This window comes from Caulobacter sp. AVps18, from assembly GCF_058681425.1.
Map to the genome: position 1 here is coordinate 876,552 of NZ_CM178737.1, position 25,585 is coordinate 902,136.

The window sequence follows — 25,585 nt, forward strand, 5'->3', positions numbered from 1 at the left end:
GCGTCCAGCGTGGTTCCTGTGAACTCCGGTCAGGGTCGGCAACACAAGTTTAGCCCACCCCGCAAACCGGACATTCGCTTGCCGTCCAGAACGCCCACTTTTTGAGAGTCACGGATGGACGCTGAGACACAACAATCCTTCTCCCCTTGCGGGAGAAGGTGGCGCGAAGCGCCGGATGAGGGGTCGAAAACCCTGTCGGAAGGGCCTGCGCGACCCCTCACCCGACCCGCTGCGCGGGCCACCCTCTCCCGCTGTTTGGACCGGAGACATCCGTGACAGGTGTTCGGAGACATCCGTGACACATTTTCCGATCTCAGAGGGAGGTCGGGATGCCGTTCACGGGGGTGTCTGCGATGGATCGCAAACGGGAGTTTGTACGGCTGGCCTTGGTTGAAGGCTGTAACAGGCGGGAGCTTTGCCGGCGGTTCGGGGTCAGCGCGACGCTGGGCTACCGGCTCATGGCGCGCTATCGGGAGCAAGGCGATGCGGGCCTTGAGGCGCGATCTCGCCGACCGCGGACCTCGCCCCGGCGCACGGAGACGGCGGTTGAGGATGCGACGCTTCAGGTCCGTGCGGAGCATCCGGCCTGGGGTGGCCGCAAGATCGCGGCGGTGCTGCGGCGTGAGGGGCTTGAGGCTCCGGCCCCCTCGACGGTGACCCAGATCCTGCGCCGGGGTGGTGTGGCGCTGGGCGGTGAAGGCGGCGGCGCTCAGCCTTTCATCCGCTTCGAGCATCCCCAGCCCAACGATCTGTGGCAGATGGACTTCAAGGGCCATGTGGCCCTCGGCTCAGGGCGACTGCATCCCCTGACGGTGCTGGACGACCACTCGAGGTTTGCCGTGGTCTTGGCCGCTTGCGCCAACCAGAAGACCCAGACCGTCAAGGATCAACTGATCCAGGCCTTTACCCGCTATGGTCTGCCCTGGCGCATCGCCACCGACAACGGCTCGCCCTGGGGCAACGGCCCCGGCGATCCCTACACCCCGCTGGGCGTGTGGCTGATCGAGCTGGGCGTGCGCATCAGCCACTCCCGGCCCTATCATCCCCAGACCTTGGGCAAGGACGAGCGCTTCCATCGCACCCTAAAGGCCGAGGCCCTGAGCGCCCCCTTCGAGACCCTCGACCATGCGGCCCGCGCGCTCGATCACTGGCGTGACATCTACAATCTGGTCCGGCCTCACCAGGCCCTGGACATGGCGGTTCCCGTCGATCGCTACCGACACAGTCCAAGGCCCTACCAGCCCGTCATCCCGCCCTTCGAGTACGGACCCGACGACCAGGTTCGCCGGGTCCAGCAAGGGGGCCATCTCAGTTTTGCCAACCGTCCGCTCAAGGTCCCAAAAGCCTTCGCTGGAAAAGCTGTCGCCCTGCGAGCCACCCAGACCGATGGCGTCTTCGACGTCTTCTTCCAGACCCAACGTCTCAAAACCATCGACCTGAGGACCGCAAAATAGCATCCTCAACCTGTCACGGATGTCTCCGAACACCTGTCACGGATGTCTCCGGTCCAAACACCCGCAAGGGGAGAGGGGCAAGCCCCTACCGCTCTTCGTCGAACCGGTTCGCAACCAGCTCCGTCAGCGCCTCGACGGCAGCCTCGGCTTCCGGGCCCTCAGCCGCGATGTCGATGGTGGAGCCGATGCCGGCGGCCAGCATCATCAGGCCCATGATCGAGCGGGCGTCGACGCACGCGCCCTCGCGGCTGACGGTGACCTCGGCGTCAAAGCCGGCGGCCATCTTGACGAACTTGGCCGAAGCCCGGGCGTGCAGGCCCCGCTCGTTGACGATCTCGACCGTTTTCGCCGCCATGCGACTCATTTTTCTCCCGCCAGCACGTAGGAGGCCACGGAGATGTATTTGCGTCCAGCCTCCTGGGCGTGGGCGACGCAGGCCTGCAGGTCCTCGCGCTGGCGCACGCTGGCCAGCTTGATCAGCATCGGCAGGTTCAGCCCGGCGATCACCTCGGCGCGGGTCTGTTCCATCACCGAGATGGCCAGGTTGCTGGGCGTGCCGCCGAACATGTCGGTGACCAGAATCACGCCGCTGCCGTCATCGACGACGGCGCAGGCCTTCAAAATGTCCGATCGACGGCGCTCCATGTCGTCCTCGGGACCGATACAGATCGCCTTCACGGCGCTCTGCGGTCCGACAACATGTTCCATGGCGGAGACAAACTCCTCCGCCAGGCGACCGTGCGTAACGATCACGAGCCCGATCATGCCTGATTTCTCAAACGGGAACCCCTAACCCGGCGCGGCCGGGAGGAGCCGCGCGGGCGGCCTTGATACGCTCGTTAGAGAGCGACTCCAAGATGCTCCAGCATGCGTCTTATTTTCACCGGGGCGGCGGGTTCCATCGGCCACAGGTCGAAAACGGGAACATTCACGCCCGCCAGGGGCTGGAACCGCGCCTGAGGCAGGCGTTCGACCTTCGAAGGGGCGTCAACACAGCGCACGACAAGAACAATTTCGCAGACCGGGATAGCCGGCTGGGCCACGACGCCCAGGCCGCGAATCTCCAGCAGGCCCGCCAGGGTCTGGGGTGCCTTGCCATAGGGACGCCCGCCCGATGCAAAGACCAGGGTGCGGTCGTCGGCCACCAGGCGGAAGCCTGATTCGAGCGCGCGGAGCGCCAGATCGCTTTTGCCGACCCCCGAGGGCCCCTCGATCAGCACGCCCCGCCAGTAGCCGCCCACCTGCAGGGCCAGAAGGCCGGCATGACGAATCACTCGCGGGCTTCCGGCAGGTCGACGGTAAAGCGGGCACCCAGGGTGCGGCCGTCGGCGTCGAGGCGGTTCTCGGCCTTCAGCGCGCCGCCATGGGCCTCGACGATTTGCCGGGCGATGGACAGGCCCAGTCCTGAATTGCCGCCGAACGCCCGCCCCTTGGGCCGCGAGGTGTAGAAGCGCTCGAAGATCGTCTCGAGATTCTCCGGCGGCATGCCCGGACCGTCATCGTCGATGGTGGTGATCAGCCGGCCGCGCGTGCGGGTCAGCACGACGCGAACCTCGCCATCGGCCGGGCTGAACGAGCGGGCATTGTCGATCAGGTTGCGGAACACCTGGCCGATCGGCGTCTCGCGGGCCATCAGCCGGGCCGTGGCACCCGGCTCGCCGGTGACGACGGTGACCCGCACGCTGCCGGGAGCCTCGCCCGGGCGAAGCTGGGCCTCATAAAGGCTGGCGACCTCGGCCAGCAGCTTGGCCAAGTCGAGCGCGCGCGGCGCTTCCCGCGACAGCTCGGCGTCCAGGCGCGAGGCGTTGGAGATGTCGGTGACCAGCCGGTCCAGCCGGTTGACGTCGTTTTGCAGGATGGCCAGCAGCCGGGCTCGCGCCACGGGGTCGGAGACCAGGTCCAGGGTCTCGATGGCCGAACGGATCGAGGTCAGGGGATTCTTGATCTCGTGGGCCACGTCGGCGGCGAACCGCTCGATACCGTCCATGCGCTCGGACAGCGAGTGGGTCATCTCCTCCAGGGCGCGGGACAGGTCGCCGATCTCGTCCTGCCGCCGGGCGATATCGGGCAGGGAGATGGCGCGCGCGCCCTGCAGCCGCACGCGGTCGGCGGCGCGGGCCAGGCGCAAAACGGGCTCGGCGATCAGCCGATGCAGCAGGATCGACGAGATCAGGGTCGCGGTAATCGCTACGAGGATAAAGGGCAGCAGGGCCCGCCGCTCGGCCGCGATGATCGCATCGACATCGCCGGCCTCCAGCGTCAGGACACCCAGAACTGCCCGCACGTGCTGGATCGGGATCGAGACCGAAACCACCCGCTCGCCGTTCTCGGACACCCGCGTGCCCGACACCGGGCCGCCGCGCAGGGCCAGGGCTACCTCGTCGGCCAGGGCCTTGCTGGCCCGGGCGCTCTTGGCGGCAGCGGCGGGGTCGAGGTGGGTGTCGGCATCGTCCTGGCCCGGCTTGCGGGCGGGCGGCAGCACCTTCCATTCGACCCGGTCGGCGACCACGAAACTGTCGGCCAGCACCTTGCCCTGGGCGTCGAACAATCGCGCCCGTTGCGAGCGGGGAATGAACAGCAGCTGGAAGATCGCGCTGGCCGTATAGGGATCCAGCGCCGGCTCAGGGTCGCCCACCGTCGCCGACTGGTCGATGACGTTGGCGATCAGCTCGCCCTGGGTGGTCAGGCTGTCGATCCGGGCATTGACCAGACCGCTGCGCAGCTCATTGAGCACCAGCGCCCCGATCACCAGGATCGCCAGCGCCAGCACGTTCAGACCAATGATCAGCCGGCCCAGCCGCGAGCCGCGCGGCCAGGACCAGCGCCGGCCGCGCGGCTCGCCGTCAGACTTCGCGATAACGGTAGCCAACGCCGTACAGGGTCTCGATGGAATCGAACTCGGGATCGACCTGGCGGAACTTCTTGCGCATCCGCTTGATGTGGCTGTCGATGGTACGGTCGTCGACATAGACCTGATCGTCGTAGGCGGCGTCCATCAGGTTGTCGCGGCTCTTCACGAAGCCCGGACGCTGGGCCAGGGATTGCAGCAGCAGGAACTCGGTGACCGTCAGGCGCACCGGCTTGCCTTCCCACAGGCTGTCATGGCGGGCTGCGTCCAGGGTCAGCTTGCCGCGCTTCATCACCTTGGAACCGGCGGTGCCGGGGGCGGACGACGGCTCGTCGTCCTCGGGGCGGGCGCGGCGCAGCACAGCCTTGACCCGCTCCAGCAGCAAGCGCTGGCTGAAGGGCTTGTGCATATAGTCGTCGGCGCCGAGGTTGAAGCCGAGGATCTCGTCGATCTCGTCGTCCTTCGAGGTCAGCATGATGACCGGAATCTCGGAGGTCTGGCGCAGGCGGCGCAGCACTTCCATGCCGTCCATGCGGGGCATCTTGACGTCGAGGATCACCAGATCCGGTGCCTGGCTTTCGACAGCCTCAAGACCTGAGGCCCCATCATAATAGGCCTTGACCGTGTGGCCGTGGCTTTCGAGGGCCAGCGAGACGGAGGCGACGATGTTCTCGTCGTCGTCGATGAGCGTGATAGCGGCCATGGAGCCCGTGTGATCCTTCACCTTCGTTCGGCGCGATCCTATCGACCGCCCGCCTCCGCTTCAACGCGCGGTGCGGCAAAGCTTTCCAAGGTCTTTGCGGCCCCAGCGTGGCGCCATTGCGACCCAAGATGTCGCGAGCGGCGAGTCGGCGGAACGGCCTCAACCTCGTTTTAAGGTCTTGTATCCCATAAGTGGGTCTTCGGGAGCCCTTCGCCTATGAGCGACGTCCATTACGAACTGTTTGTGCGTCGCAAGGCCGGCGCGGCCTGGACCCTGGAAATGGCCACGGAGGTCCGCACGACCGCCGTGCAGAACGCCGAAGAGGTCCTGACCTCGGGTCGAGCCATCGCCGTTCGGGTGACCAAAGAGACCCTCGACCCCGAAACCCGCGAATACAAGTCGATCTCGATCTTCACCAAGGGCATGGTCGACGGCGGCAAGCCCAAGAAGCAGGTCGAGGACCTGGACCCCCTGTGCGTCCAGCCGGCCGACCTCTACACCGCCCACGCCCGCGACCGGATCGGCCGCCTGCTGGAAGGCTGGCTGGCCCGCCACAACGCAACCCCCTTCGAGCTTCTGCACCGGCCAGACCTGGTCGAAAAGCTGGAAGCCTCGGGCACCGACCTGCAGCACGCCCTGCAGAAGATCGCCATTCCCGAAGCCGAGGCGCGCGGCGTTTCGGTGCATGAGCTGATCCGTACCCTCCAGTCGCTGGTCGAGCGTTCGATCACCAACCTGACCAAGGCCTTCAAGAAGGGCCAACTTCCGGACCTCGACAAGGAAGGCTTCGCCAGGGCCGCCACGCGTCTGGCCGGCGACCCCGACCGCGCCTTCCTGCTGGGCGCCGGCGTCGCCGCCTCCATCGCGCCCGGCGTCAGCTGGTCCGACAAGATCGCCCGCCTGCTGGACCTGGCCGACGCGGCGCCGACCGAGCCCGTGCCCCGCGCCGTGGCCATGCACGCCATCGAGCAGCCCCTGGCCGAGATCATCGGCTCGCGCGCCGGCATGGCCGATCTGCTGGGCACCAGCGACGACCTGGGCTTGACCCTGGCCGCCATGACCCGCCTCACCGGCGGTGCCCAGGTGGAAGCCCTGATCCGCGTCCAGCCCAATGTCGCCGCCTGCATGCCCGAGCTCAGCGGCACGGCCCGCCGCCTCAGCGACTGGCTGTCAGGCGATCAGTTCGCCGCCGTCCGTGCCTCCATCGCCCGCCGGGTGCTCAAGGAGCTGAACGGCGTGCGCCGTCTCAAGCCCACCGACGCCGAGGCCGAGATCGAGTTCCTGCGCGCCCTGGCCATGAGCCTGACCGCCGCCGCCGGACGCATCCTGCCGGCTGAAGACATCCAGGCCGCCTTCACCACCCGCTCCAAGACCCTCTTGAACGGCGAGTTCATCGAGGCCCTGCTGGGTCGCGACCGCTCGGCGCGCGACGAGGTCGGCTTGCTGATCCGCCTGGCCGAGAACGTGATGGGCGCGGTCAACAAGCGTCAGGCCGCGCGCTGGCTGAGCGCCAATATCACCTCGCTGCGCCTCGAGAAGGAACTGCGGCAGGGCCCTGAATCGCCCGTCGCCAAGATGGCGGCGCTGGCCGGCCTGCAGCGCAGCGTGATGCGCTCGGGCCTGGTGCGCGAAGACTTCGAGCCGGTGTGCGCCAAGCTGGGCCAACTGGGTTCGCTGGTCGAGGAAGACAGCCGCCTGTTGACCATGCTGGTGCGCGCCCCCGCTCCGATCGGCCATCGCCTGACCCTGCTGGCCAAGCTGGCCATGGGCGAGGCCGGCCCGACCGGACCGGTGGCCGAACGCGCCCGGATCGAGGCCCTGAAACTGGCCCGGGCCCCCGAGGCCCGCGAGGCCCTGGCGGCTTCACCGGCCACAATGCAGCTGATCAAGGGTCTGCTGCAGCAGCAGGCCGCTTAGAGCGCGTTCCGAAAAGTGGGAACCGGCTTTCGGAATCAAACGCGCGTGAAAGCAAAAAGCCAGAGCGGGTGATCTGATTTCATCAGATCGCAACCCGCTCTAAGCCAAGACCTCGGCCAGAGCGTTCACGACCCTATCGACATCCTCATCGGCCATGCCCGGATAGAGCGGCAGGGTCAGGCAACGGTCGTACCAGGCCTGGGCACCCGGCAGGCTCAAGGCCCCGTAGCGCTGCACATAGTAGGGCTGCTGATGGACCGGGATGTAGTGAACCTGGCTGCCGATCCCCCGCGCCTTCAGACCCTCGACCACCGCCCGCCGCGATAGACCCGCGGCCTCGAAGTCGATCAGCACGGTCAGCAGGTGCAGGGCCGGATCCGACCAGGCCGGGGTGGTCGCCAGGCGAACATGCGGCGACAGGGCCGCCAGCTGCTCGACATAGAGGGCCGTCAGCGCCCGGCGCCGCGCGACGAACCGGTCCAGCTTGGCCAGTTGCGACAGGCCCAGCGCGCACAGCACGTCGGGAATGCGATAGTTGAAGCCGATCTCCGGCATCTCATACCACCAGGGATCCGACCCCGGCGGCCGCACCATGCCGTGGCCGCGCAGGGACCGGGCCCGCGCCGCCAGGGCAGCGTCGTTGGTGGTCAGCATGCCGCCCTCGCCGGTGGCCAGGGTCTTGACCGGATGGAACGAGAAACTGGCAAAGGCGCTGTGGGCCCCGTCACCGACCGGATGGGCCACGCCATCGAAGGTTCCCACCGAGCCCAGGGCATGGGGCGCATCCTCGACCAGCACCGCGCCGGCCGCATGGGCCATGGCGCGCAGAGCCGGCAGGTCGCAGACATCGCCGCGCAGATGCACCGGCAACACCGCCTTCACCCGCCGCTCGCCCGCCCGTTGCAGAGCCTGGGCCAGGGTGTCGGGGGTCATCAGGCCGGACTCGGGATCGACATCGGCGAACACCACCTCGGCCCCGACATAGCGGGCGCAGTTGGCGGTCGCCAGGAAGGTGATCGAGGGCACGATGCAGACATCACCCTCTCCCACCCCCAGGGCCAGCATGGCCAGGTGCAGGGTGGCGGTGCCGTTGGCGGCGGCGATGGCGTGGGCGGCGCCCACCTTTTCGGCAAAGGCGCGCTCAAAGGCCTCGACGGTCGGACCGGTGGTCAGGAAGTCGGCGCGCAGGGCCGCCGCCACGGCCGCCACATCATCATCCTCGATGGTCTGGCGGCCATAGGGCAGGAAGGGCTGCGGCCCGCCCGACATCAGTCGGCCTTTTCCGCCAGCATGGCCAAAAGGCCCTCGGCCGACAGCCAGTCGTCATTATTGTCGCTGCTGTAGCAGAAGCCCTCGGCCACCGGCCGGGCACCGTCATCGGCACCGAAACGCTTGCGCGGATATTCCACGAAGGTGGGCTCGATCACATAGCGGTCGTCCAGCTCGATGGTGGCCCGCGCGTCATCGGCGCTGATCATCATCTCGTGCAGTTTCTCGCCCGGACGGATGCCGACGACCTTGATCCCCGCGCTGGGCGACAGGGCCTTGACCAGGTCAGGCATGGTCATCGACGGGATCTTGGGCACGAAGATCTCGCCGCCGCGCATCAGGTTCAGCGACGAGAGCACGAAATCGACCCCCTCGTTGAGGGTGATCCAGAAGCGGGTCATGCGCGCGTCGGTGATCGGCAGCTCGGTCGCGCCATTGGCCAGCAGGCGCTTGAACAGTGGCACCACGCTGCCGCGCGAACCGACGACATTGCCATAGCGCACCACGGCGAAGCGGGTGCCGATGTCGCCCGACAGGTTGTTGGCGGCCACGAAGGTCTTGTCCGAGGCCAGCTTGGTGGCGCCGTACAGATTGATCGGGTTGCAGGCCTTGTCGGTCGACAGGGCGACGACCTGTTTCACATGGTTGGTCAGGCTGGCCCAGACCACGTTCTCGGCGCCCAGCACATTGGTGTGGATGCACTCGGACGGATTGTACTCGGCGGCCGGCACCTGTTTCAGGGCGGCGGCGTGGATCACGATATCGACCCCGCGTAGGGCCAGGGTCAGGCGCTGGCGGTCGCGCACGTCACCCAGGAAAAATCGCATCTTGGCATAGGTCGCCTCGTCGAACTGCTCGCGCAGTTCGATCTGCATGTCGCTCTGCTTGAGCTCATCGCGCGAATAGACGATCACCTTGCGCGGATTGGACAGTCGCAGGACCGTCTCGATGAAACGACGCCCGAACGATCCCGTGCCGCCGGTGATCAGGATCACCTTGCCGTCCAGGTCGAGGGTCTGCGGAGAAAAACGCCCCACGTTCAGCCTCCTGAGCCGCCCGCCGCGAAGATCCGCGAGGGTGCGATTCGTGGTTAACGCACCTTTGTCGCGCCTAGGCGTAAAGAGGACGTCAATCCCGTTGCGCTATTCATAGCGAATGCTTCGCGCTCCGCCCCTGCTTCAGATCGTCCTTGCCTGCGCCGCGCTGGCCGCGCCGGGGTCCGCACTGGCCAGTGCCCCCAAGAAAGAGGAGAAGGCGCCGGTCACCTATTTCGCGCTTCAGCCCCTTACAGCCGTGGCCATACGCCGTGACGGCCGGCGCGGGGTTCTGACCCTGGAAGCGGGTCTGGAGGCCAAGGACCCCAAGCTGATGGAGCGCGCCCAGCAGTCGCAGCCGCGCCTGCGGGCCGCCTTTGCCCAGGTGCTGATGACCTATGCCGCAGGCATGCGCCGGGGCGAGCCGCCGGATGTCGACTATATCGGCCGCGAGATGCAGAAGGCCGCCGACAAGGTGCTGGGCAAGCCCGGCAGCCGCGTCCTGCTGGGTTCGGCCCTGCTGAACTAGGGTTTCGGCATAGATGATGCTCCCCCTTTTGGGGGAGCTGTCGCGGAGCGACTGAGGGGGCAGCGCCGGCGAAACGGAAGCGGAGCTCTATCTGGGCCAGCCCACGCTGCCCCCTCCGGCCCTCTGGGCCACCTCCCCCAGAGGGGGAGGATCTTCGCCTACCCCTTCTTCCCCCGCCGCGCGCGGAAAAAGCCGCGCAGCAGGTCGGCGCTCTCCTGGGCCATCACCCCGCCGGTCACTTCGGGCCGCCAGTGGCAGGTGGGCTGGGCGAAGAACTTGGGGCCGTTCACCACCGCCCCGCCCTTGGCGTCGTCGGCGCCGAACACCACCCGGCCGATCCGCGCATGGCTGATGGCCCCGGCGCACATGGCGCAGGGTTCCAGCGTCACCACCAGGGTCAGACCGGTCAGGCGATAGTTTTCCAGCTTCGCCGCCACCTGTCGCATCACGGCGATCTCGGCATGGGCGGTGGGGTCATGGGCGGCGATCGGACCATTGCCGGCCACGCCCAGCACCTGGCCGGTGGCCGGATCGAGGATCACGGCCCCGACGGGGGTTTCTCCGGCCGTCGCCGCAGCCCGGGCGGCGTCGAGGGCCAGACTCATCATGGCGCGGTCTTGATCGTCCTGCAGATCGGTGCGCATTTGCCCAAAAGCCCATCGTGAGATGCGCCCGGCCCCTCGAAGGAACGACAATGACCAGCACGCCCCACGACCCCCTATACGATCCCGGCACCGACGGCGACCTCGACGATCCCTCGACCGGCGAACGCGTCGCCAAGGCCCTGGCCCGCGCGGGCGTAGCCTCGCGGCGCGAGGTCGAGCGCCTGATCGAGGCCGGACGCGTAGCCATCAACGGCAAGGTGCTGACCACCCCGGCGGTCAAGATCGCTCCGGGCGACTTCCTGACCGTCGATGGCAAGCTGGTGGCCGAGCGCGAGCCCACGCGGGTGTTCCGCTATCACAAGCCCACCGGCCTGATGACCACCCACAACGATCCCAAGGAGCGCCCGACGGTGTTCCAGGCCCTGCCGCGCGAGCTGCCGCGCCTGATCTCGGTGGGCCGTCTGGATCTCAATTCCGAAGGCCTGCTGCTGCTGACCAATGACGGCGAGCTGTCACGCAAGCTGGAAGCCCCCAACAACGGCTGGATTCGCCGCTACCGCGTGCGCGCCTTCGGCAACACCGACCAGGCCCGGCTCGACCGGCTGAAGGACGGCGTCACCATCGAGGGCGTCCGCTACGGCTCCATCGAGGCCAAGCTCGACAAGGCCCAGGACAAGGTCGGCGGCAAGAATATCTGGATCACCATCTCGCTGACCGAAGGCAAGAACCGCGAAATCCGCCGGGTGCTGGAGCACCTGGACCTGAAGGTCAATCGCCTGATCCGCCTGTCCTATGGCCCGTTTGCCCTGGCCACCCTGCTGCCGGGTCAGGTCGAGGAAGTCGGCCCCCGCGTGATCCGCGAACTGCTGGCCGACCTGGTCGCCGAAGAAGACATGCCCAAGGGCGACAAGCCGCAGTTCATCGGCATCGCCGATCCGCTGCACGCGCCCGGCACCGCCAGGGGCGGTGAGCTGCAACGCCGGGCCATCAAGTCTGCGCCCCTGCCCAAGGTCGCCGAGCCCGGCGAGCGCAGCGTTGAAAAGCCGGTCTACAAGGCCGGTTGGGCCAAGCCCAAGAAGAAGGTGGTGATCGCGGGCGTCAAGCCGATCAAGCGCGCGCCCAAGGGCATCGAGAGCAAGATGATCGGCCCCGATCCGCTTTCGCCGCGAGGGGCCAGGCCGTCGACGGCGGCCAAGTCGTTCGGTGCCAAGGCAGCCGGCGGCGTGGCGGGAACGAAATCGTTCGACAAGGCAGGAGCCAAGCCGGGTGCCAAGCCGGCCCCGGCCAGCGGCTTCGAGAGGCGTTCGGCGGAAAAGGCCTGGAGCAAGCCATCTGCCGGCAAGCGTGTCGGTTCCAGCGAGGCCAAGCCCTTCGACAGGCCGGCCGCGAAGCTGGCCTCAGCCAGGCCGGCGCGCGCCGGTGGATTTGAGGCGAGCTCGGCGGAACCGGCCAAGGGCAAACCCTTCACGGCCAAGGCGTTCGACAGTCCGGACACGAAGCCGTCTTCGGCCAGGCCGGCCCGCTCCACCTTCGAGGCTCGCGCGGCCGAGCCTGGAAAGGCGGGCGGCAAGCCCTACACCGGCAAGCCGGCCGGTCCCGGCGGTTCCAAGGCGTTCAGCAAGCCTGGCGCGAAACCCATGGCGGGCAAACCCGCGCGAGCGGCCCCTGCCGCGTTCGACGCCAAACCCGGCGCGCCGCGTCCCTACAAGGGTCCGAAGACGCCGCGCTAACTCAATCCTTGTCATCCCGGCCGCAGCGGAGCGGAGAGCCGGGACCCAGGGGTCATCGCAGTGCGCCACCCCCTGGGTCCCGGATAGCCTCTGCGAGGCTTCCGGGATGACAAGTTTATGTGCGCTTTGAACTCGAATCCTCCCCCAACCACCCCGCCAGCCGCCGGGTGCGCCGCGCCACGGTGACCAGGGCCCCTGCCGCGATCAGCGCCAGCGCCAGCAGCATCACCTGCCCCTTGCCGCCCCAGAGCGGCTCGAAGGCCGAGATCACGCAGGCGACCGTCAGGGCCGCCATCCGCTGCGGCTTGGCCATGGGACCGGAAAAGTCGGCCGGCTGGCCAAGGCCCCGGCCCAGTTCGCGCACATAGGCTGTAGTCACCGCCAGCACGGCGGCGATCCAGCCGGCGACTTCGGCGCCGTGCAGGCCCAGCGCCCGCGCGCCATAGCCGGCCCCGACCAGCAACAGCACGTCGGCCACCCGGTCGGGCAGTTCATTCCAGATCGGCCCGGCCGGTCCGCCCCTGCCGTGCTCGACCGCCACCAGTCCGTCCAGCAGGTTGCAGACCAGTCGCAGCTGGACGCACAGGGCCGCCACGATCAGGGCCGCCGCTCGTCCGGCCGGCTCCAGCAGGCCCGACAGCAGCAGCAAGGCGCCGCCCAGCGCCGCAAAGGCCACGCTGGCGGCCGAGATCGCGTCGGGGCTGACCTTGGCCGCCGCCAGACGCGCCGCCAGGACCCGAGGCCAGGCAGCGGCGCGCACCTTCAACGGTCGGCGGTTCTGCGGCGTGTCGGTCATGACGGCTCCGGCTGTGTCGCTGCAGGCGACAACTAGGCTATACCCCACGTGTCGCGAATGGGGCGTGGATGTCGATCCTGGACCAAGTGAGCCGTTTTCTGGCCAGCCAGCCGCCCGCCCTGCTGTGGGGCCTGGCCGGGGTGGTCGCCCTGCTGGGCGTCGCCGCGCTGATCGCCGCCGTGCTGCCGGTGCTGAAGCCGCAGAAATCGTACGAGGAACTGCGCCTGCGGATCAGCAGCTGGTGGGTGATGGTGGCGCTGCTGGCCGGCGCCCTGCTGGCCGGCTGGCAGGCGACGGTGGCGGTGTTTGCCCTGATCTCGTTCCTGGGCCTACGCGAGTTCCTGTCCCTGGCCCCCACCCGGCGCGAGGACCGGTTCGCGATCCTGGCGGCCTATGGGGTGCTGATCGCCTCCTACGGCTTCATCGTCGGCGATCTCTACATGTTCTATCTGGTCTTCATCCCGGTGTGGGTGTTCCTGGGCATGCCGTTCCTGATGGCCATGCTGGGTCAGACGCGGGGATACCTCGCGACGGCGGCGACCTTTCACTGGGGGCTGGTCACCTGCGTCTACAATCTGGGCTTCGCGGCCTTCCTGATGCGGACGCCCGCGGTCGAGGCCCTGCCGGCCGGGGCTGCGGGCCTGGTGTTCTTCCTGCTGCTGGCCACCGAGTTCAACGACGTGGCGCAATATGTCTGGGGCAAGCTTCTGGGCCGCCACAAGATCCTGCCGACGGTCAGTCCCAACAAGACCTGGGAAGGCTTCCTCGGCGGCTGGATCAGCGCGGGCCTGCTGATCTGGTTTCTGGGCCCCGTCTTCACGCCGCTGTCGGGTCTGGGCCTGGCGATCATGGCGCTGGTCCTGCCGGTGGCGGGGTTTGCCGGCGACGTGACCATGAGCGCGGTCAAGCGCGACATCGGCGTCAAGGACACCAGCCACGCCATCCCCGGCCACGGCGGGGTGCTGGACCGCGCCGACAGCCTGACCTTCACCGCCCCGCTCTATTTCCACCTGATGGCGCTGTATGCGCTGGACCGGTTCTGACGTGAGCTTCCTGCGCTCCCTGCTGCTGATCCTGATCTTCCGTCCGATCGCCCTGTTCATGACCGGGGCCGACGTGTCGAACCGCGAGCGCCTGCCCCTGAAGGGCCCGGCGATCATCGCCGCCAACCACTCCAGCCATGTCGACACCCTGCTGATGCTGGCGATCTTTCCGTCGAAGGCGCTACGTCGCCTGCGGCCGGCGGCGGCGGCGGACTATTTCCTGCGCGACCCGGTGATCGGCTGGTTCTCGCGCCGCATTATCGGCATCGTGCCGGTGGCGCGCGCCAAGGCAGGCAGCGGCGAGGATGTTCTTGCTCCGGCCCGCGAGGCCCTGGCGGCGGGCGACATCGTGCTGGTCTTCCCCGAAGGCACGCGCGGCGAGGGCGAGAGCGACGAGATGGGCCAGTTGAAAAGCGGCGTGGCGCGTCTGGCCGAAGCTTTCCCCGAGGCCCCGGTGATTCCGGTCTGGATCCAGGGCGCGGGCCGCGTGCTGCCCAAGGGCGAGGTGGTGCCCGTGCCACTAAACTGCGCGGTGCTGGTGGGCGAGCCCCTGCACTGGGAGGGCAGCCGGCCGGCCTTCATGGATACCTTGCGCCAGGCGCTGCTGGCCCTGAAGGCCGACGCTCCGCCCTTGCGCTGGCGGGATAGCTAGAGCGCGATGGCATTTGCCGGAACCGTTCCTATAGCCGCTCTTCCCCGCGAAAGCGGGGACCCAAGCTGAGCTAACGGAGCCTTTGCCGGACACCCGGCTTGGATCCCCGCTTTCGCGGGGAGGAGCGGGGTAGGCGTGCGATTCCCAGCAAGCGCAACCCGCGTTAGACCGGCGCCGGGTCGCCGCGCCGGTCGATCCTGCGGGTCATGACCGGCCAGCGCACCACCGCCTCGGCCAGGGCGACATAGGACACACCCACCACGGCGGCGGCGACCAGCGACTCGGCCTGAAAGGTCTGCATCGCCTGGGGGATCGGTACGCCTTCAGCCGGCAAGCTCATTGGCCGCACCAGCAGCATGACGACGATGTTGTGGGCGGCATGGGCCCCGATCGCCAGCTCGATCCCGCCGGTGCGCAAGGTCATCCAGGTCAGGCCGGCGCCCATGGCGGCGCGCAGCACGAAGGCCTCGAGGCTGGGATCGAAGTGAATGGCCGCAAACAGCAGGCCATTGAGGCTCATCAGCACCACGGGATTGCGGGTGAAGGCGGCGCTGTGCTTGAGCAGCCAGCCCCGGAAGAGGATCTCCTCGGCCGCCGCCGCGATCACCAGCAGTACGACGGTGACGACGGCATAGGTCGCGCGCCCGACACTCGACGAGGCCAGGGTCAGGATCGGGGCTGTCGACATGGCGCTCGAAAACGCTGCCGAAATGAAGAACAGCACGGTCATCAGGCCGCCGACCAGCAGCAGACCGGCGATCAGCAGCCGGCTGCGGAACGGCGTCTCCACCACCCCATAGCGTCGCCACGTGCGGTGGGTCAGGCTGGCGGCGACGGCGACGAACGCCAGGGCCGCCGCGCCATTGCCTCCCGCCAGCACCGCCGACAGGAACAGTGAGGCCTGGGCGCTGGTCTGGGCCAGGGCCGGCTGGTCGAAAACGGCGAGCAAGGCGGTCGCGGCGGGCACGCCGTCCAGTCCGCTGATGATGATCATGAACGCCAGGCAGGCCGCCCCGACGCCCAGCAGGGCGGCGACCACCGCCGCCAGAGCGCCCAGAAAAACGGTCAGGGCCAGCGTCCGCAGGTCGCGATCCTGCGCCGTCAGGTCCGCAAGGAACCGCGACTCCCGCACCGCAGCCCAGATCACACCCCTCGCCATCGCCTCGCCAAGCTCTTCCTGCTTGGGCGACTAAGACGGGGCGGCCGGGAGCTTGTAAAGCGTCCGACTTGCCCGAAAGCGTCAACAGCGGCACACACGCCACACTGTATCGAAGGTTTGATCATGGCTGACGCCGTTCCGGGCGCGATCCGCGCTTTCCGTCCCGCATTTTTCGGCCACGCCGTCTGATGCGCATCGTCTCGGGACAGTATCGCGGCAAGGCCATTGTCGCCCCGCCCGGCGACGCCACACGGCCCACCTCGGACCGGGCGCGACAGGCGATCTTCAATATTCTGGAGCATGCCGCCTGGGCGCCGGAACTTCACGGCGCGCGGGTGCTGGACGTGTTTGCCGGCTCGGGCGCGCTCGGGCTGGAAGCCCTGTCACGCGGCGCGGGTTTTTGCCTGTTCGTCGAGACCGCCGATCCGGCGCGCGGCGCGATCCGCGAGAACATCGACGCCATGGGCCTGTTCGGGGTCAGCCGAGTGCATCGCCGCGATGCGACCGACCTGGGCCCCCGCCCGTCCAGCGCCGGCGCGCCGTTCAACATCGCCTTCCTCGACCCGCCCTATGGCAAGGGCCTGGGCGAGAAGGCCCTGGCCGCCATGCTGGCCCACGACTGGCTGGCCCCCGGCGCGATCGTGATGTTCGAACGCGGCCGCGACGAGCCGGCCCCGGTCACGCCGGGCTTTTCGGTGATCGACACCCGCGACTATGGCGCGGCCCGGGTGCTGTTCCTCAAAGCGGACTGAAGCGCTTCAGTTATCCCGCACGACCTTCAGCACCGCCTCGCCATAGCGATCCAGCTTGCCCTGACCGACGCCGCCGGCCTTGGCCAGGGCGGGCAGGCTGGCCGGACGCGCGGCGGCGATCTCGGCCAGGGTGGCGTCGTGGAAGATCACATAGGGCGGCACGTGCTGGGCCTGGGCCTGTTCCTTGCGCCAGGCGCGCAGGGCCTCGAACAGGCCCTGGTCGGCCATCGGCACGGTCAAAGCCTTGCCCTCGCGGCGCTTGCGCGGCGCGCCTGAGCGCGTGTCGGCGGCCGCCTCGACCTGCTGGCGCAGGCTGACCCGGCGCTCGCCGCGATAGACGGCCTTGACGCCCTCGACATCGCCCAGCCCGACCAGGGGCCGACCGTCATTGGGATCTTCCCGAAGCAGGCCCTCGAACACCAGGGTGTCGAGCAGGTCGCGCCAGGTGACGGGGCTGTATTCGCGGCCGATGCCGAAGGTCGACATCTGGGCTTCCTGCGGGGTGACGTCCTTGGTCTTGCCCAGCAGGTGGTCGATCAGACGCCCGCGCCCGAACCGCCCGCCCAGGCGGTGGGCGGCCGACAGCGCCTTCTGGGCGGCTTCGGTTGCGTCGATGCCCTTGGGCGGCGAGGTGCAGATGTCGCAGACCCCGCAGACGGCCACGCCCTCTTCGCCGAAATAGCGGCGCACGGCGGCGGCCCGGCAGGTGGTCCCCTCCAGCATGGCGTAGAACTGGCGCAGCTTGCGGGACTGGACCTGGCGGACCTCGTCGGGGGCGTCGCGGCCCTCGATCCGCTTGCCGGCCCAGGCCATGTCGGCCGAGCCATAGAGGGTGATGCCCTCGGCCGGCTGGCCGTCGCGCCCGGCCCGGCCGATTTCCTGCCAATAGGCCTCGATGGCGGCGGGCGGATCGGCGTGGATCACGAAGCGCACGTCCGGCTTGTCGACGCCCATGCCGAAGGCGATGGTTGCCACCATCACCGCCGCATCAGCCTCGAGGAACTCTTCCAGCCGGCGGGCGCGGACGTTTTTATCCAGACCAGCGTGATAGGCCAAAGCCGGTATGCCCTCGGCGATCAGCTTCTCGGCCAGCTTCTCGGTGGAATCGCGGCTGCCGGCATAGACCACGCCGGCCCGGCCCGGCCGCTCCAGCACCAGCTCGACCACCCGGTCATGGCCCTTGCCGCGCTTGCGCTCGGCGTTCAGGGCCAGTTCGGGGCGGGCAAAGCTGTCGACGAATTCGGCGGCGCCCTCCAGCCGCAGTTCGGCGCGGATATCGTCGCGGGTGCGGGCGTCGGCGGTGGCGGTGACGGCCAGGCGCGGGACCCTGGGGAACACCTCGGCGATACGGCCCAGCATCCGGTATTCGGGGCGGAAGTCATGACCCCACTGGCTGACGCAGTGGGCCTCGTCGACGGCCACCAGCGCCAGGTTCAGGCGCGACAGACGGTCCAGCATCGAGGGCTGCATCAGGCCTTCGGGCGACAGATAGAGCAGGTCCAGCTGGCCGTCCTCGATCCGTCGCCAGATGTCGGTGCGCTCGGCCGGCAGGGTGTTGCTGTCCAGGCGCTCGGCCGCGACGCCGGCCTGCTGCAGGCCCGCCACCTGGTCGGCCATCAGGGCGATCAGCGGCGAGACCACCAGGCCAAGGCCCGGACGGATCAGGGCGGGGATCTGGTAGCACAGGCTCTTGCCGCCCCCCGTGGGCAGCACGGCCATGGCGCTGCGTCCGGCCAGCAGCTCGCCGATCACCCCGGCCTGCAGGCCGCGGAAATCGGCGTGACCGAACGTGCGGCGCAGGACCTCGCGCGCGGTGTCGAGATCAGGGGAATCAGGGGTCTGGAGCACAGCGGACTTGTGACAGCGGCCGGCGCCAGCGCCAAGGCTTTCCGCGCGAAACCGGCCTGCCACAGGAGCGCCGCGATCGCCGTTCATCTCTCGTCAATCATGTCGCGCGTTTTGTGGGCTTGGGCTAAACGGGGCGCTGACGAGCGTCCTTTGACGTAGCGTGGGATGACGACGAGATGGCGAACGGAACCTTCGGCGGTAATCGGCCGGCGAAGCCGCAGCGCACGCCGCTTCAGGCGCTGCTGTACTGGACGACCGTGCTGGGCGTCTGGGGGCTGATCTTCGTCGTCGCCTTCTTCGCGGTGTTCGCCACCGACCTGCCCGACACCTCCAAGCTGTATGACGTCAAGCGTCAGCCCTCGATCAACTATCTGGACCGCTCGGGTGCCTTGCTGGCCGTGCGCGGCAGCCAGTATGCCCCGCCGGTCGATATCGACGCCCTGCCCAAATATGTGCCCGCCGCCTTCGTCGCGATCGAGGACCGCCAGTTCTATCGCCACTTCGGGTTCAACCCGTGGGGCATCATCCGCTCGGTGGCCTGGAACATGACCCATGACGGGCCCCAGCGCGGCGGCTCGACCATTACCCAGCAACTGGCCCGCAACCTGTTCCTCAGTCCGGCCCAGAACTATCGCCGCAAGGCCCAGGAGCTGATCCTGGCCGTCTGGCTGGAGCTGAAGTTCAGCAAGAAGCAGATCCTGGCCCTCTATATGAACCGGGTCTATTTCGGGGCCGGGGCCTATGGCATCGAGGCCGCCTCGCAGCGCTATTTCAACAAGCCCGCCAGCCAGCTGACCATCGGCGAGAGCGCCCTGCTGGCCGGCATGATGAAGGGCCCCGCCCGCTATTCGCCGGTCAGCGCCAGCGAGCGCGCCGCGCGTCGCGCCACCGTGGTGCTGGACGAGATGGTTCGCATCAAGGCGATCACGCCCCAGCAGATGGAAGAGGCGATCAAGGAGCCGGTTCGCGTCTCGGCCACCCTGGCCAACCAGCGCGCCCAGTATTTCACCGACTATATCGACGCCCAGGTCCGCTCGCTGGTCGGCGAACCGACCGAAGATCTGGTCGTCGAGACCACGCTCGACCTGCCCATCCAGGTAGCCGCTGAACGCTCGGTCAAGCTGGGCGTCGAGGGCCATATCAAGCAGGGCGTACAGCAGGCAGCCCTGGTGGCCATCGACGGCGAAGGCCGCATCCGCGCCTATGTCGGCGGGGCCGACTATGGCGAGACCCAGTTCGACCGCGCCACCACCGCCCGGCGCCAGGCCGGCAGCGCCTTCAAGCCCTTCGTCTATCTGACCGCCATGGAGCAGGGCCGCACCCCCGCCGTGATGGTGGTCGATGAGCCGGTCAAGATCGGCACGTGGGAACCCAAGAACTACACCAACAAGTATCTGGGTCCGATGACCCTGCAGACGGCCCTGGCCCAGTCGATCAATACGGTCGCCGCGCGCCTGGCCAATGAGGTGGGCACCGGCAATGTGGCCCAGACCGCCCGTCGCCTGGGCATTTCCAGCAAGATCCAGCTGGACCCGTCGATGGCCCTGGGCGCGGTCGAGGTCTCGCCCATGGAGATGGCCCAGGCCTATGCGCCATTCTCGAACGGCGGCTTTCTGGCCAAGGGCTATGGCATCGAGCGCATCCGCACTGCCAGCGGCCAGGTGCTGTACGACCACAATGTCGAAAAGGTTTCTCGACCGTCAGTGATCGGCTCACCGGCCCTGCAGTACATGAACCAGATGATGCGTGAGGTCGTGACCACGGGCACCGGCACACGGGCGCGGGTCGGCGACTACGACATTGCCGGCAAGACCGGCACGACCAGCGATTATCGTGACGCCTGGTTCGTCGGCTATACGGGCGGCTTCGTGGCCGCCGTCTGGACCGGCAAGGACGACAACACGCCGATGAAAAGGATCACCGGCGGCGGGGCCCCGGCCGAGATCTGGCGCAACTTCATGGCCGCCGCCCTGCCGCGCCTGAAATCAACCCCGATCCCCGGCGGGCTGGTCGAGCCTCCGCCCGCGCCGGGCGAAGATCCGATCGGCGACCTGATCGACCCCGCCACCGCACCCGAAGGGCCGTCGGCCGAGGTTCCCGCTGCGGCGGGTCCGCCGCCGGCCGATCAGTTGCCGTACTAGGCTGCGGCCCGGTCCCGGGCCTGGATGAAGTCCAGGCAGCGCTGGGCCACGGCTTCCCAGCCCGGTTCGCCCGGCAGCCAGTGGCTCATCTCCGGGAAGACCTCGACCGCGCCGTTCAGGCGAGCGGCCGTCTGGCGCACCGTGGCGGGCGGATGGATCACGTCCTTGCCGCCGGCTATGGCCAGGGTGGGCGCGCCCGAGGGCGTGGCGCTGGTGGTCATGAACGGATCCAGCCACCAGTTCAGCGTCTCCCACAGGGCCCGGCCGCTTTCGGGCGTCATGCGGGCATAGAGGGCCTTGCGCTCGGCGCGCTCCAGCCGGTCCAGGCTGTAGCGCTTGACCACGGTGTAGTCAGGATCAACGGCCTGCAGCCAGTAGGGACCCAGGGCATAGAGGCTGACGGCCGAAACCGCCTCTTCCAGGCTGGCCCCCGACACGCCCCAGGGCGGCGACGGAGCCAGCAGGATCAGGCGCGAGACCTTGGCGCGGGCGGCCGCCATCTGGGCGACCAGGCCGCCCATCGAGTGGCCGATCAGCACCGGCGGCTCGTCGCAGGCCGCGCACAGGGCGGCGATCTGCCTGGCGTAGTCGGTCATCGAGCGACCGGCGACGGCGCCCTGCCCTTCGCGGCCCAACAGATCCGGCGTGTGGACCACATGCCCGGCCGCCTCGAAAGGCTGACGGAAGAGGTCGAATGTCCAGCCACCGCAGAACGCGCCGTGGACCATGATAACAGGTGCGGGCATGGCCGCCTTTCGTACTTCGCCGACCCAGGATCAGCTGTCTGGACCCTACACGCTCTTCTTCGGCTTCGGCGAAGATTTGGCGGGCGCCTTTGTCGCAGCCGGCTTGGCCGGGGTGGCGGACGACGCCTTCGACCTGGCAGCGGCCTTGGGCTTGACGACCGCCGTCGGCGGCGACACGGCCTTTTCAACCTTGGCCTTGGGTGCCTTGGCCGGCTTTGGCGGCGACGCGGCCTGCACAACCGGCTTGGCCGAGGCCGTCTTCGCCTGAACCTTGGGCTTGGCGGCGACAGGCGCTTCAGCGGCGACCGGCGCGGGCTTCGGCGCGACATTAACCGGGGCCGGGGCGGGCGCAGGCTTGACCGCCTTGGGCCGGGGCGACGCCAGCCCCTTGGCGTTCAGCCAGCCGATGACGTCGTCCAGAATGACTGCCGTGCCCGGCTCGTCGATCAGCCAGTGGGCGTTGTCGGGATATTCCGAATAGTCCGCGCCATATTTCTGGCTGACCAGACGCACGTCCTCGACCGGCGTGGTGCGGTCAAGGACGCCGGCCACGACCATCACCGGGACCTTCACCCTGGCGGCGTCGACATGGACCGTGCGGTTGGGGTCCTTGTCGGGCCAGGCCAGGTCCGAAAGCGCGCGTCCGGAATCATAGACCGCCGCAGCGTAGAGAGCGTCGTGGCGGCTGGCGGGCACGGCGTTGAGCACGCCCCACTTGAAGCCGGTCTTCCACATCTTCACCGCCCGGGTCTCGGGGCGGGGCGACAGGGCGATATTGAGGAAGGTGAACACCGGCGACAGCTTGGGCTTGGCCCGCGCATCGGCCGGCGAGGCCGGTGCAAACAGCACGATCCCGGCGGTCAGGCCGGCCTCGGCCAGCTTCTGGGCGATCATGCCGCCCATCGAGTGACCAAAGACGATCGGTGCCGCGCCGGTTTCGCGCGCGAGCGAAGCGGCCAGGGCGCTCATGTCGGCGACATAGTCGGCCAGGGACAGCCCCGCCAGGCCCGCGCCCGGCGCCGCGACCCGGCGCAGCTCGCCCCGCAGGGTGGGGGTCTTGACGCGATAGCCTTCTGCGCGCAGCCGCGCGGCCACGCCGCCCCAGCAATCGCCGGCGCAGCCATAGCCGTGGATCATCAGAATGGTTCGCGGCATGCAATCGTCCTCCCTCGCGGGAGACTTATGCGTCGCCTCGCGCGTAGCCCCTGAACGCGGCGACCACCGTCTCGTAGACCCCGCGCTTGAAGGGTACGATCAGTTCCGGGGTTTCGTCGAGGCTTCCCCAGCGCCAGGCGTCAAACTCGACCTCACCATGAGCTTCCAAGTCAATCTCGGCCTCCTCGCCCGTGAAGCGGAAGGCGAACCAGACCTGTTTTTGACCAAGCCAGCCGCGCGCCTTTTTCGAGCCGGCGAAGTCGGCGGGAAAGTCATAGGCGATCCAGCCTTCGGTGCGGCCCAGCAGGTCGGCGGAGACCACGCCGGTCTCTTCGGCCAGCTCGCGGCGGGCGGCATCCAGCAGCTCTTCGCCGTCGTCGACGCCGCCTTGCGGGAATTGCCAGTTGTGGGGCGCAGGCTGCTGGTGGCGACGCCCCAGCCAGACGCGGCCATCGGCATGGAACAGCACCACCCCGACATTGGGACGGTGGCGCGGCAGGTCGTCGGTCGTCGGGATCGCACTCATCGCCGGGCCATGGCCGAAGCGGGGGCCAACTGCACGCCCCGCGCAGGCAGGCCCGCAGCCCAGGCACGCACCTGGTTGATCGTCACGGGATAGGCGAAGCCCGAACCCAGCGACTGGCCCCGGGCGGCGGCGCCGGTTTCGAGCGCACGCAGCTGGGCGTCGATGGCCGAGGCCGACAGCTCGTCGTCGATCACCCGGTCGGCCGAGGCGCGCGGGATCGCCCCACCCCGCCGCGCGGCCAGACCATCATCGACAAAGGCCAGGCCCCGGGCCTTCAGCGTCGCATTAAAGGTGTTCATGGCGGCGTCCGACTCGACGAACCGCGCGCCCAGATAGTTGCTGAGACCGAAATAGCCCGTAGCCCGCGACATCAGCCATTCCAGCTTGCGCACCGTGTCTTCGGGCCGGTTGGCGGCGATCAGGGTGTAGGGACCCGGGTCATTGGCCGGATAGTCGGCCGGCTCCATCGGGGTTTCCAGCAGCACCTCATGGCCATTGGCCCGCGCCAGGTCGATCCAGCCCTGCAAGCCCTCGGCATAGGGCGCGAAGGACAGGGTGATTTCCGGCGGCAGGGTCTCGATGGCGGCGCGGGTGGTCTGGGGGTTGAGGCCCAGGCCGCCGATCACGACCGACACCCTGGGCCGACCGGTGGCGGTAAACGGCCGGGCATAGGCCTCGGCGGCGGTCTGGCCATTGGCGGCGATGATCGGCAAGGGCGCGCCGCCCGGGCCGGGCGCGCTGAGACCGGCCAGAGGCGCCTGGGGCAGGGCGCCGCCGGTCACCGTGACGGGCACAGGCGGGGCCTCGCCCATGACCGAGATCGTCGCCTCGCCCTGGGGCGCCTCGACAATGGGCTTGGCCGAAAGATCGAAGGTTCCCGGCTGGAAGGCGGCTTCCTGATCGCTCTCGTCGGCCAGGGCCTCGCGCCAGCCCTCCGGCGCATTTTTCGTCGCGCCGATCTTGGTCAGTTCAGCCCGGACCAGAGGCGCGCCGGCATTGGGATCGCCCGTGACCAGGACCAGCACAGCCAGGGTGGACAGGAACAGCAGCCCCGCGCCGCCGGCGGCGATATAGGGATTGCTCGCGGCGGCCATCAGGCGCGCGCGCAGGTCGCCCGACGCCTCTGAAACAGGCGCGGCGGCGGCATAGGCGGGCTTGCGGGAGAACATGGCGGCCATCGACGCGACCCTAGCCGGCAAGCTTCAAATTTATGGTTAACAGAGCCCTGCGACCAATTGGCCCCCGACCTGAAAAGGCGGGGGCCAAAAGGGGCTATTTCTTCTCGATAACCGGCTTGCCCTGGGCGGCGGCCTTGGCCGTGACCTCGGCGATCTTGGCGGCCGGCTTGGGCATCTTGGGCGTCGTGGCGACCGAGCCGGCCTTCAGGACGGCCAGGGCGCGCTCCAGCTGGAAGTCGCCCCTCTTGTCGTCGAAGCCGGCGGGCGGGGCTTCGGCCGGGGTATGGGCTCCCTGGCGGGTCTTGCCCTCGTCGGCATTGAGCGCGTTCTTGAAGCTGGCCTCGCTGAACCAGACGCGGTTGGCGATGTCCTGGGCCTGGTCGCGGGTCTGGGCGACCTCGAGATCAGGCGCGATGCCGGTCTTCTGGATCGAGCGACCCGACGGCGTGAAATACTTCGCCGTGGTCAGCTTCAGGGCACCATCGGCACCGCCGCGCAGCGGGATCACGGTCTGGACCGAGCCCTTGCCAAAGCTTGTCAGCCCCACCAGCTCTGCGCGCTTGCGGTCCTGCAGGGCGCCGGCGACGATTTCCGCCGCCGAGGCCGAGCCCTGGTTGATCAGCACCACCAGCGGCAGGCCATTCAGCAGGTCGCCGGCCTTGGCGTTGTAGCGCTGGATGTTGCGCGGATCGCGGCCGCGCTGGCTGACCACCTCGCCGCCGTCCAGGAACACGTCGGCCACGCCCACGGCCTGATCAAGCAGGCCGCCGGGATTGTTGCGCATGTCCAGGACCAGACCCTTCATCTTGGGGTTCTTGGTCTTCAGCTCATTGATCGAAGAGACCAGCGCGTCGGTGGCCTTTTCGTTGAAGCCCGGCAGACGCACATAGCCATAGTCGCCTTCCATGCGGGCGATGGCGGCCTTGGGCTTGATGATCTCGCGCACCAGCTTGACGTCGAAGGGGTCGGTCTTTTCGCGGGCGATGGTCAGGGTCACCGGTTCACCCGGCGCGCCGCGCATCTGCTTGACCGCCTCGTTGACGGTCAGGCCCAGCACGCTCTGATTGTTGACGGCGGTGATATAGTCGCCGGCCTGGATACCGGCGCGCGAAGCCGGGGTGCCGTCCATCGGCGAGACGATCTTGACGACCCCCTCCTCGCTGGTGACTTCCAGGCCCAGCCCGCCATATTCGCCGCGCGTGGTGTCCTGCATGTCCTCGAAACTGTCGGGCGACAGATAGCCCGAATGCGGGTCCAAGCTGGTCAGCATGCCGTCCAGCGCCGCCTCGATCAGCTTCTTGTCATCGACCTCGGTGACATACTGGTCCTCGACCGTGCCCAGCACATCGCCGAACAGCTCCAGCAGCTTGTAGGTCTTGGCCTTGGGCGCGCTGTTGGCCTGCGCCATGGGGCTGACATAGGCCATGGCCCCCGCGCCGAGGACAAAGGCCGAAACTCCGATGAACAGGTACTTGCGCATTAGGCCCTGAAGGTTCCCTG

General features: G+C 68.4%; 24 protein-coding genes. 8 read left to right on the top strand and 16 right to left on the bottom strand.

Annotated features, from left to right (window positions below; genetic code table 11):
• Positions 1 to 329 precede the first annotated feature (329 nt).
• Complete coding sequence (locus tag ACW179_RS04205; protein ID WP_492061778.1) at positions 330 to 1,454, top strand: IS481 family transposase; 1,125 nt, start codon at positions 330 to 332, stop codon at positions 1,452 to 1,454.
• Between the two features lie 85 nt (positions 1,455 to 1,539).
• Here ACW179_RS04205 and ACW179_RS04210 read toward each other — a convergent pair whose 3' ends face one another.
• The 5 genes from ACW179_RS04210 to chvI form a co-directional block, all read right to left on the bottom strand.
• Complete coding sequence (locus ACW179_RS04210; RefSeq protein WP_492063055.1) at positions 1,540 to 1,818, bottom strand: HPr family phosphocarrier protein; 279 nt, start codon at positions 1,816 to 1,818, stop codon at positions 1,540 to 1,542.
• A complete protein-coding gene (locus ACW179_RS04215) occupies positions 1,815 to 2,219 on the bottom strand; it encodes a PTS sugar transporter subunit IIA (protein WP_492063056.1) in 405 nt (134 codons plus the stop codon). Before ACW179_RS04215 ends, ACW179_RS04210 begins: the two co-directional genes overlap by 4 nt.
• Before the next feature lie 74 nt (positions 2,220 to 2,293).
• On the bottom strand, positions 2,294 to 2,728 hold the full coding sequence (locus ACW179_RS04220; RefSeq protein ID WP_492063057.1) for an HPr kinase/phosphorylase: 435 nt from the start codon (positions 2,726 to 2,728) through the stop codon (positions 2,294 to 2,296).
• Entirely contained in the window at positions 2,725 to 4,323 is a 1,599-nt protein-coding gene (chvG, locus tag ACW179_RS04225; protein WP_492063058.1) for a two-component sensor histidine kinase ChvG, read from the bottom strand. Before chvG ends, ACW179_RS04220 begins: the two co-directional genes overlap by 4 nt.
• Positions 4,298 to 5,005, bottom strand: coding sequence for a two-component response regulator ChvI (chvI, locus tag ACW179_RS04230; RefSeq protein ID WP_492063059.1), 708 nt, complete (start codon positions 5,003 to 5,005; stop codon positions 4,298 to 4,300). The genes chvG and chvI overlap by 26 nt, the downstream gene beginning before the upstream one ends.
• Positions 5,006 to 5,221: 216 nt before the next feature.
• Here chvI and ACW179_RS04235 point away from each other — a divergent pair, with 216 nt between their 5' ends.
• Entirely contained in the window at positions 5,222 to 6,922 is a 1,701-nt protein-coding gene (locus tag ACW179_RS04235; protein ID WP_492063060.1) for a hypothetical protein, read from the top strand.
• A 99-nt stretch (positions 6,923 to 7,021) separates the two neighbouring features.
• Here ACW179_RS04235 and pseC read toward each other — a convergent pair whose 3' ends face one another.
• Positions 7,022 to 8,191, bottom strand: a complete 1,170-nt coding sequence (gene pseC, locus ACW179_RS04240; protein WP_492063062.1) for a UDP-4-amino-4,6-dideoxy-N-acetyl-beta-L-altrosamine transaminase — start codon at positions 8,189 to 8,191, stop codon at positions 7,022 to 7,024.
• Positions 8,191 to 9,228: a UDP-N-acetylglucosamine 4,6-dehydratase (inverting) gene (gene pseB / locus ACW179_RS04245; protein ID WP_492063063.1), complete on the bottom strand. Its 1,038-nt coding sequence runs from the start codon at positions 9,226 to 9,228 to the stop codon at positions 8,191 to 8,193. Before pseB ends, pseC begins: the two co-directional genes overlap by 1 nt.
• 118 nt (positions 9,229 to 9,346) lie before the next feature.
• On the opposite strand from pseB, the gene ACW179_RS04250 reads away from it, so the two are divergent.
• Positions 9,347 to 9,754, top strand: coding sequence for a hypothetical protein (locus tag ACW179_RS04250; RefSeq protein ID WP_492063064.1), 408 nt, complete (start codon positions 9,347 to 9,349; stop codon positions 9,752 to 9,754).
• A gap of 158 nt (positions 9,755 to 9,912) precedes the next feature.
• Here ACW179_RS04250 and ACW179_RS04255 read toward each other — a convergent pair whose 3' ends face one another.
• Positions 9,913 to 10,398 (bottom strand): nucleoside deaminase, encoded by a 486-nt coding sequence (locus ACW179_RS04255; protein WP_492063065.1) that lies wholly within the window; start codon positions 10,396 to 10,398, stop codon positions 9,913 to 9,915.
• A 50-nt stretch (positions 10,399 to 10,448) separates the two neighbouring features.
• On the opposite strand from ACW179_RS04255, the gene ACW179_RS04260 reads away from it, so the two are divergent.
• Entirely contained in the window at positions 10,449 to 12,089 is a 1,641-nt protein-coding gene (locus ACW179_RS04260; RefSeq protein ID WP_492063066.1) for a pseudouridine synthase, read from the top strand.
• 115 nt (positions 12,090 to 12,204) lie between these two features.
• Here the strand turns inward: ACW179_RS04260 and ACW179_RS04265 are convergent, their stop codons facing one another.
• Entirely contained in the window at positions 12,205 to 12,885 is a 681-nt protein-coding gene (locus ACW179_RS04265) for a CDP-alcohol phosphatidyltransferase family protein (RefSeq protein WP_492063067.1), read from the bottom strand.
• A 68-nt stretch (positions 12,886 to 12,953) separates the two neighbouring features.
• Between ACW179_RS04265 and ACW179_RS04270 the strand changes: the two genes are divergently transcribed.
• Together ACW179_RS04270 and ACW179_RS04275 are read left to right on the top strand one after the other, a co-directional pair.
• The gene (locus tag ACW179_RS04270) at positions 12,954 to 13,928 is read left to right on the top strand and encodes a phosphatidate cytidylyltransferase (protein ID WP_492063068.1); all 975 of its coding nucleotides are present in this window, start codon (positions 12,954 to 12,956) and stop codon (positions 13,926 to 13,928) included.
• Position 13,929: 1 nt separating this feature from the next.
• Positions 13,930 to 14,580 (top strand): lysophospholipid acyltransferase family protein, encoded by a 651-nt coding sequence (locus ACW179_RS04275; protein ID WP_492063069.1) that lies wholly within the window; start codon positions 13,930 to 13,932, stop codon positions 14,578 to 14,580.
• A 163-nt stretch (positions 14,581 to 14,743) separates the two neighbouring features.
• Here the strand turns inward: ACW179_RS04275 and ACW179_RS04280 are convergent, their stop codons facing one another.
• On the bottom strand, positions 14,744 to 15,739 hold the full coding sequence (locus ACW179_RS04280) for a CPBP family intramembrane glutamic endopeptidase (protein ID WP_492063070.1): 996 nt from the start codon (positions 15,737 to 15,739) through the stop codon (positions 14,744 to 14,746).
• Between the two features lie 188 nt (positions 15,740 to 15,927).
• On the opposite strand from ACW179_RS04280, the gene rsmD reads away from it, so the two are divergent.
• Positions 15,928 to 16,491, top strand: coding sequence for a 16S rRNA (guanine(966)-N(2))-methyltransferase RsmD (rsmD, locus tag ACW179_RS04285; protein ID WP_492063071.1), 564 nt, complete (start codon positions 15,928 to 15,930; stop codon positions 16,489 to 16,491).
• A gap of 6 nt (positions 16,492 to 16,497) precedes the next feature.
• Here rsmD and recQ read toward each other — a convergent pair whose 3' ends face one another.
• Complete coding sequence (gene recQ / locus ACW179_RS04290; protein WP_492063072.1) at positions 16,498 to 18,339, bottom strand: DNA helicase RecQ; 1,842 nt, start codon at positions 18,337 to 18,339, stop codon at positions 16,498 to 16,500.
• Between the two features lie 176 nt (positions 18,340 to 18,515).
• Here recQ and ACW179_RS04295 point away from each other — a divergent pair, with 176 nt between their 5' ends.
• Complete coding sequence (locus ACW179_RS04295; protein ID WP_492063073.1) at positions 18,516 to 20,480, top strand: transglycosylase domain-containing protein; 1,965 nt, start codon at positions 18,516 to 18,518, stop codon at positions 20,478 to 20,480.
• Here ACW179_RS04295 and ACW179_RS04300 read toward each other — a convergent pair.
• From ACW179_RS04300 to ACW179_RS04320, 5 genes are all read right to left on the bottom strand, one after another.
• Positions 20,477 to 21,226 carry an alpha/beta fold hydrolase gene (locus ACW179_RS04300; protein ID WP_492063074.1) on the bottom strand — a complete coding sequence of 250 codons (750 nt, stop codon included), beginning with the start codon at positions 21,224 to 21,226 and terminating at the stop codon, positions 20,477 to 20,479. The two genes, ACW179_RS04295 and ACW179_RS04300, sit on opposite strands and share 4 nt — an antisense overlap.
• A gap of 45 nt (positions 21,227 to 21,271) precedes the next feature.
• Complete coding sequence (locus ACW179_RS04305; RefSeq protein ID WP_492063075.1) at positions 21,272 to 22,381, bottom strand: alpha/beta hydrolase; 1,110 nt, start codon at positions 22,379 to 22,381, stop codon at positions 21,272 to 21,274.
• A gap of 25 nt (positions 22,382 to 22,406) precedes the next feature.
• Entirely contained in the window at positions 22,407 to 22,907 is a 501-nt protein-coding gene (locus ACW179_RS04310; protein WP_492063076.1) for an RNA pyrophosphohydrolase, read from the bottom strand.
• Positions 22,904 to 24,085, bottom strand: coding sequence for a divergent polysaccharide deacetylase family protein (locus ACW179_RS04315; protein ID WP_492063077.1), 1,182 nt, complete (start codon positions 24,083 to 24,085; stop codon positions 22,904 to 22,906). The genes ACW179_RS04310 and ACW179_RS04315 overlap by 4 nt, the downstream gene beginning before the upstream one ends.
• 94 nt (positions 24,086 to 24,179) lie before the next feature.
• Positions 24,180 to 25,565, bottom strand: coding sequence for a S41 family peptidase (locus tag ACW179_RS04320; protein WP_492063078.1), 1,386 nt, complete (start codon positions 25,563 to 25,565; stop codon positions 24,180 to 24,182).
• Positions 25,566 to 25,585: the final 20 nt, after the last annotated feature.

Excerpts from the sequence above, each read along its gene's own strand:
- ACW179_RS04310 (WP_492063076.1), bottom strand. The coding sequence starts at position 22,907 with ATGAGTGCGATCCCGACGACCGACGACCTGCCGCGCCACCGTCCCAAT.
- ACW179_RS04235 (WP_492063060.1), top strand. The coding sequence starts at position 5,222 with ATGAGCGACGTCCATTACGAACTGTTTGTGCGTCGCAAGGCCGGCGCG.
- chvI (WP_492063059.1), bottom strand. The coding sequence starts at position 5,005 with ATGGCCGCTATCACGCTCATCGACGACGACGAGAACATCGTCGCCTCC.
- ACW179_RS04250 (WP_492063064.1), top strand. The coding sequence starts at position 9,347 with ATGCTTCGCGCTCCGCCCCTGCTTCAGATCGTCCTTGCCTGCGCCGCG.
- ACW179_RS04270 (WP_492063068.1), top strand. The coding sequence starts at position 12,954 with ATGTCGATCCTGGACCAAGTGAGCCGTTTTCTGGCCAGCCAGCCGCCC.
- ACW179_RS04280 (WP_492063070.1), bottom strand. The coding sequence starts at position 15,739 with ATGGCGAGGGGTGTGATCTGGGCTGCGGTGCGGGAGTCGCGGTTCCTT.
- pseC (WP_492063062.1), bottom strand. The coding sequence starts at position 8,191 with ATGTCGGGCGGGCCGCAGCCCTTCCTGCCCTATGGCCGCCAGACCATC.
- rsmD (WP_492063071.1), top strand. The coding sequence starts at position 15,928 with ATGCGCATCGTCTCGGGACAGTATCGCGGCAAGGCCATTGTCGCCCCG.
- ACW179_RS04255 (WP_492063065.1), bottom strand. The coding sequence starts at position 10,398 with ATGCGCACCGATCTGCAGGACGATCAAGACCGCGCCATGATGAGTCTG.
- ACW179_RS04300 (WP_492063074.1), bottom strand. The coding sequence starts at position 21,226 with ATGCCCGCACCTGTTATCATGGTCCACGGCGCGTTCTGCGGTGGCTGG.
- ACW179_RS04305 (WP_492063075.1), bottom strand. The coding sequence starts at position 22,381 with ATGCCGCGAACCATTCTGATGATCCACGGCTATGGCTGCGCCGGCGAT.
- ACW179_RS04215 (WP_492063056.1), bottom strand. The coding sequence starts at position 2,219 with ATGATCGGGCTCGTGATCGTTACGCACGGTCGCCTGGCGGAGGAGTTT.
- ACW179_RS04315 (WP_492063077.1), bottom strand. The coding sequence starts at position 24,085 with ATGGCCGCCATGTTCTCCCGCAAGCCCGCCTATGCCGCCGCCGCGCCT.
- ACW179_RS04295 (WP_492063073.1), top strand. The coding sequence starts at position 18,516 with ATGGCGAACGGAACCTTCGGCGGTAATCGGCCGGCGAAGCCGCAGCGC.
- ACW179_RS04260 (WP_492063066.1), top strand. The coding sequence starts at position 10,449 with ATGACCAGCACGCCCCACGACCCCCTATACGATCCCGGCACCGACGGC.
- ACW179_RS04320 (WP_492063078.1), bottom strand. The coding sequence starts at position 25,565 with ATGCGCAAGTACCTGTTCATCGGAGTTTCGGCCTTTGTCCTCGGCGCG.
- ACW179_RS04265 (WP_492063067.1), bottom strand. The coding sequence starts at position 12,885 with ATGACCGACACGCCGCAGAACCGCCGACCGTTGAAGGTGCGCGCCGCT.
- ACW179_RS04205 (WP_492061778.1), top strand. The coding sequence starts at position 330 with ATGCCGTTCACGGGGGTGTCTGCGATGGATCGCAAACGGGAGTTTGTA.
- ACW179_RS04210 (WP_492063055.1), bottom strand. The coding sequence starts at position 1,818 with ATGAGTCGCATGGCGGCGAAAACGGTCGAGATCGTCAACGAGCGGGGC.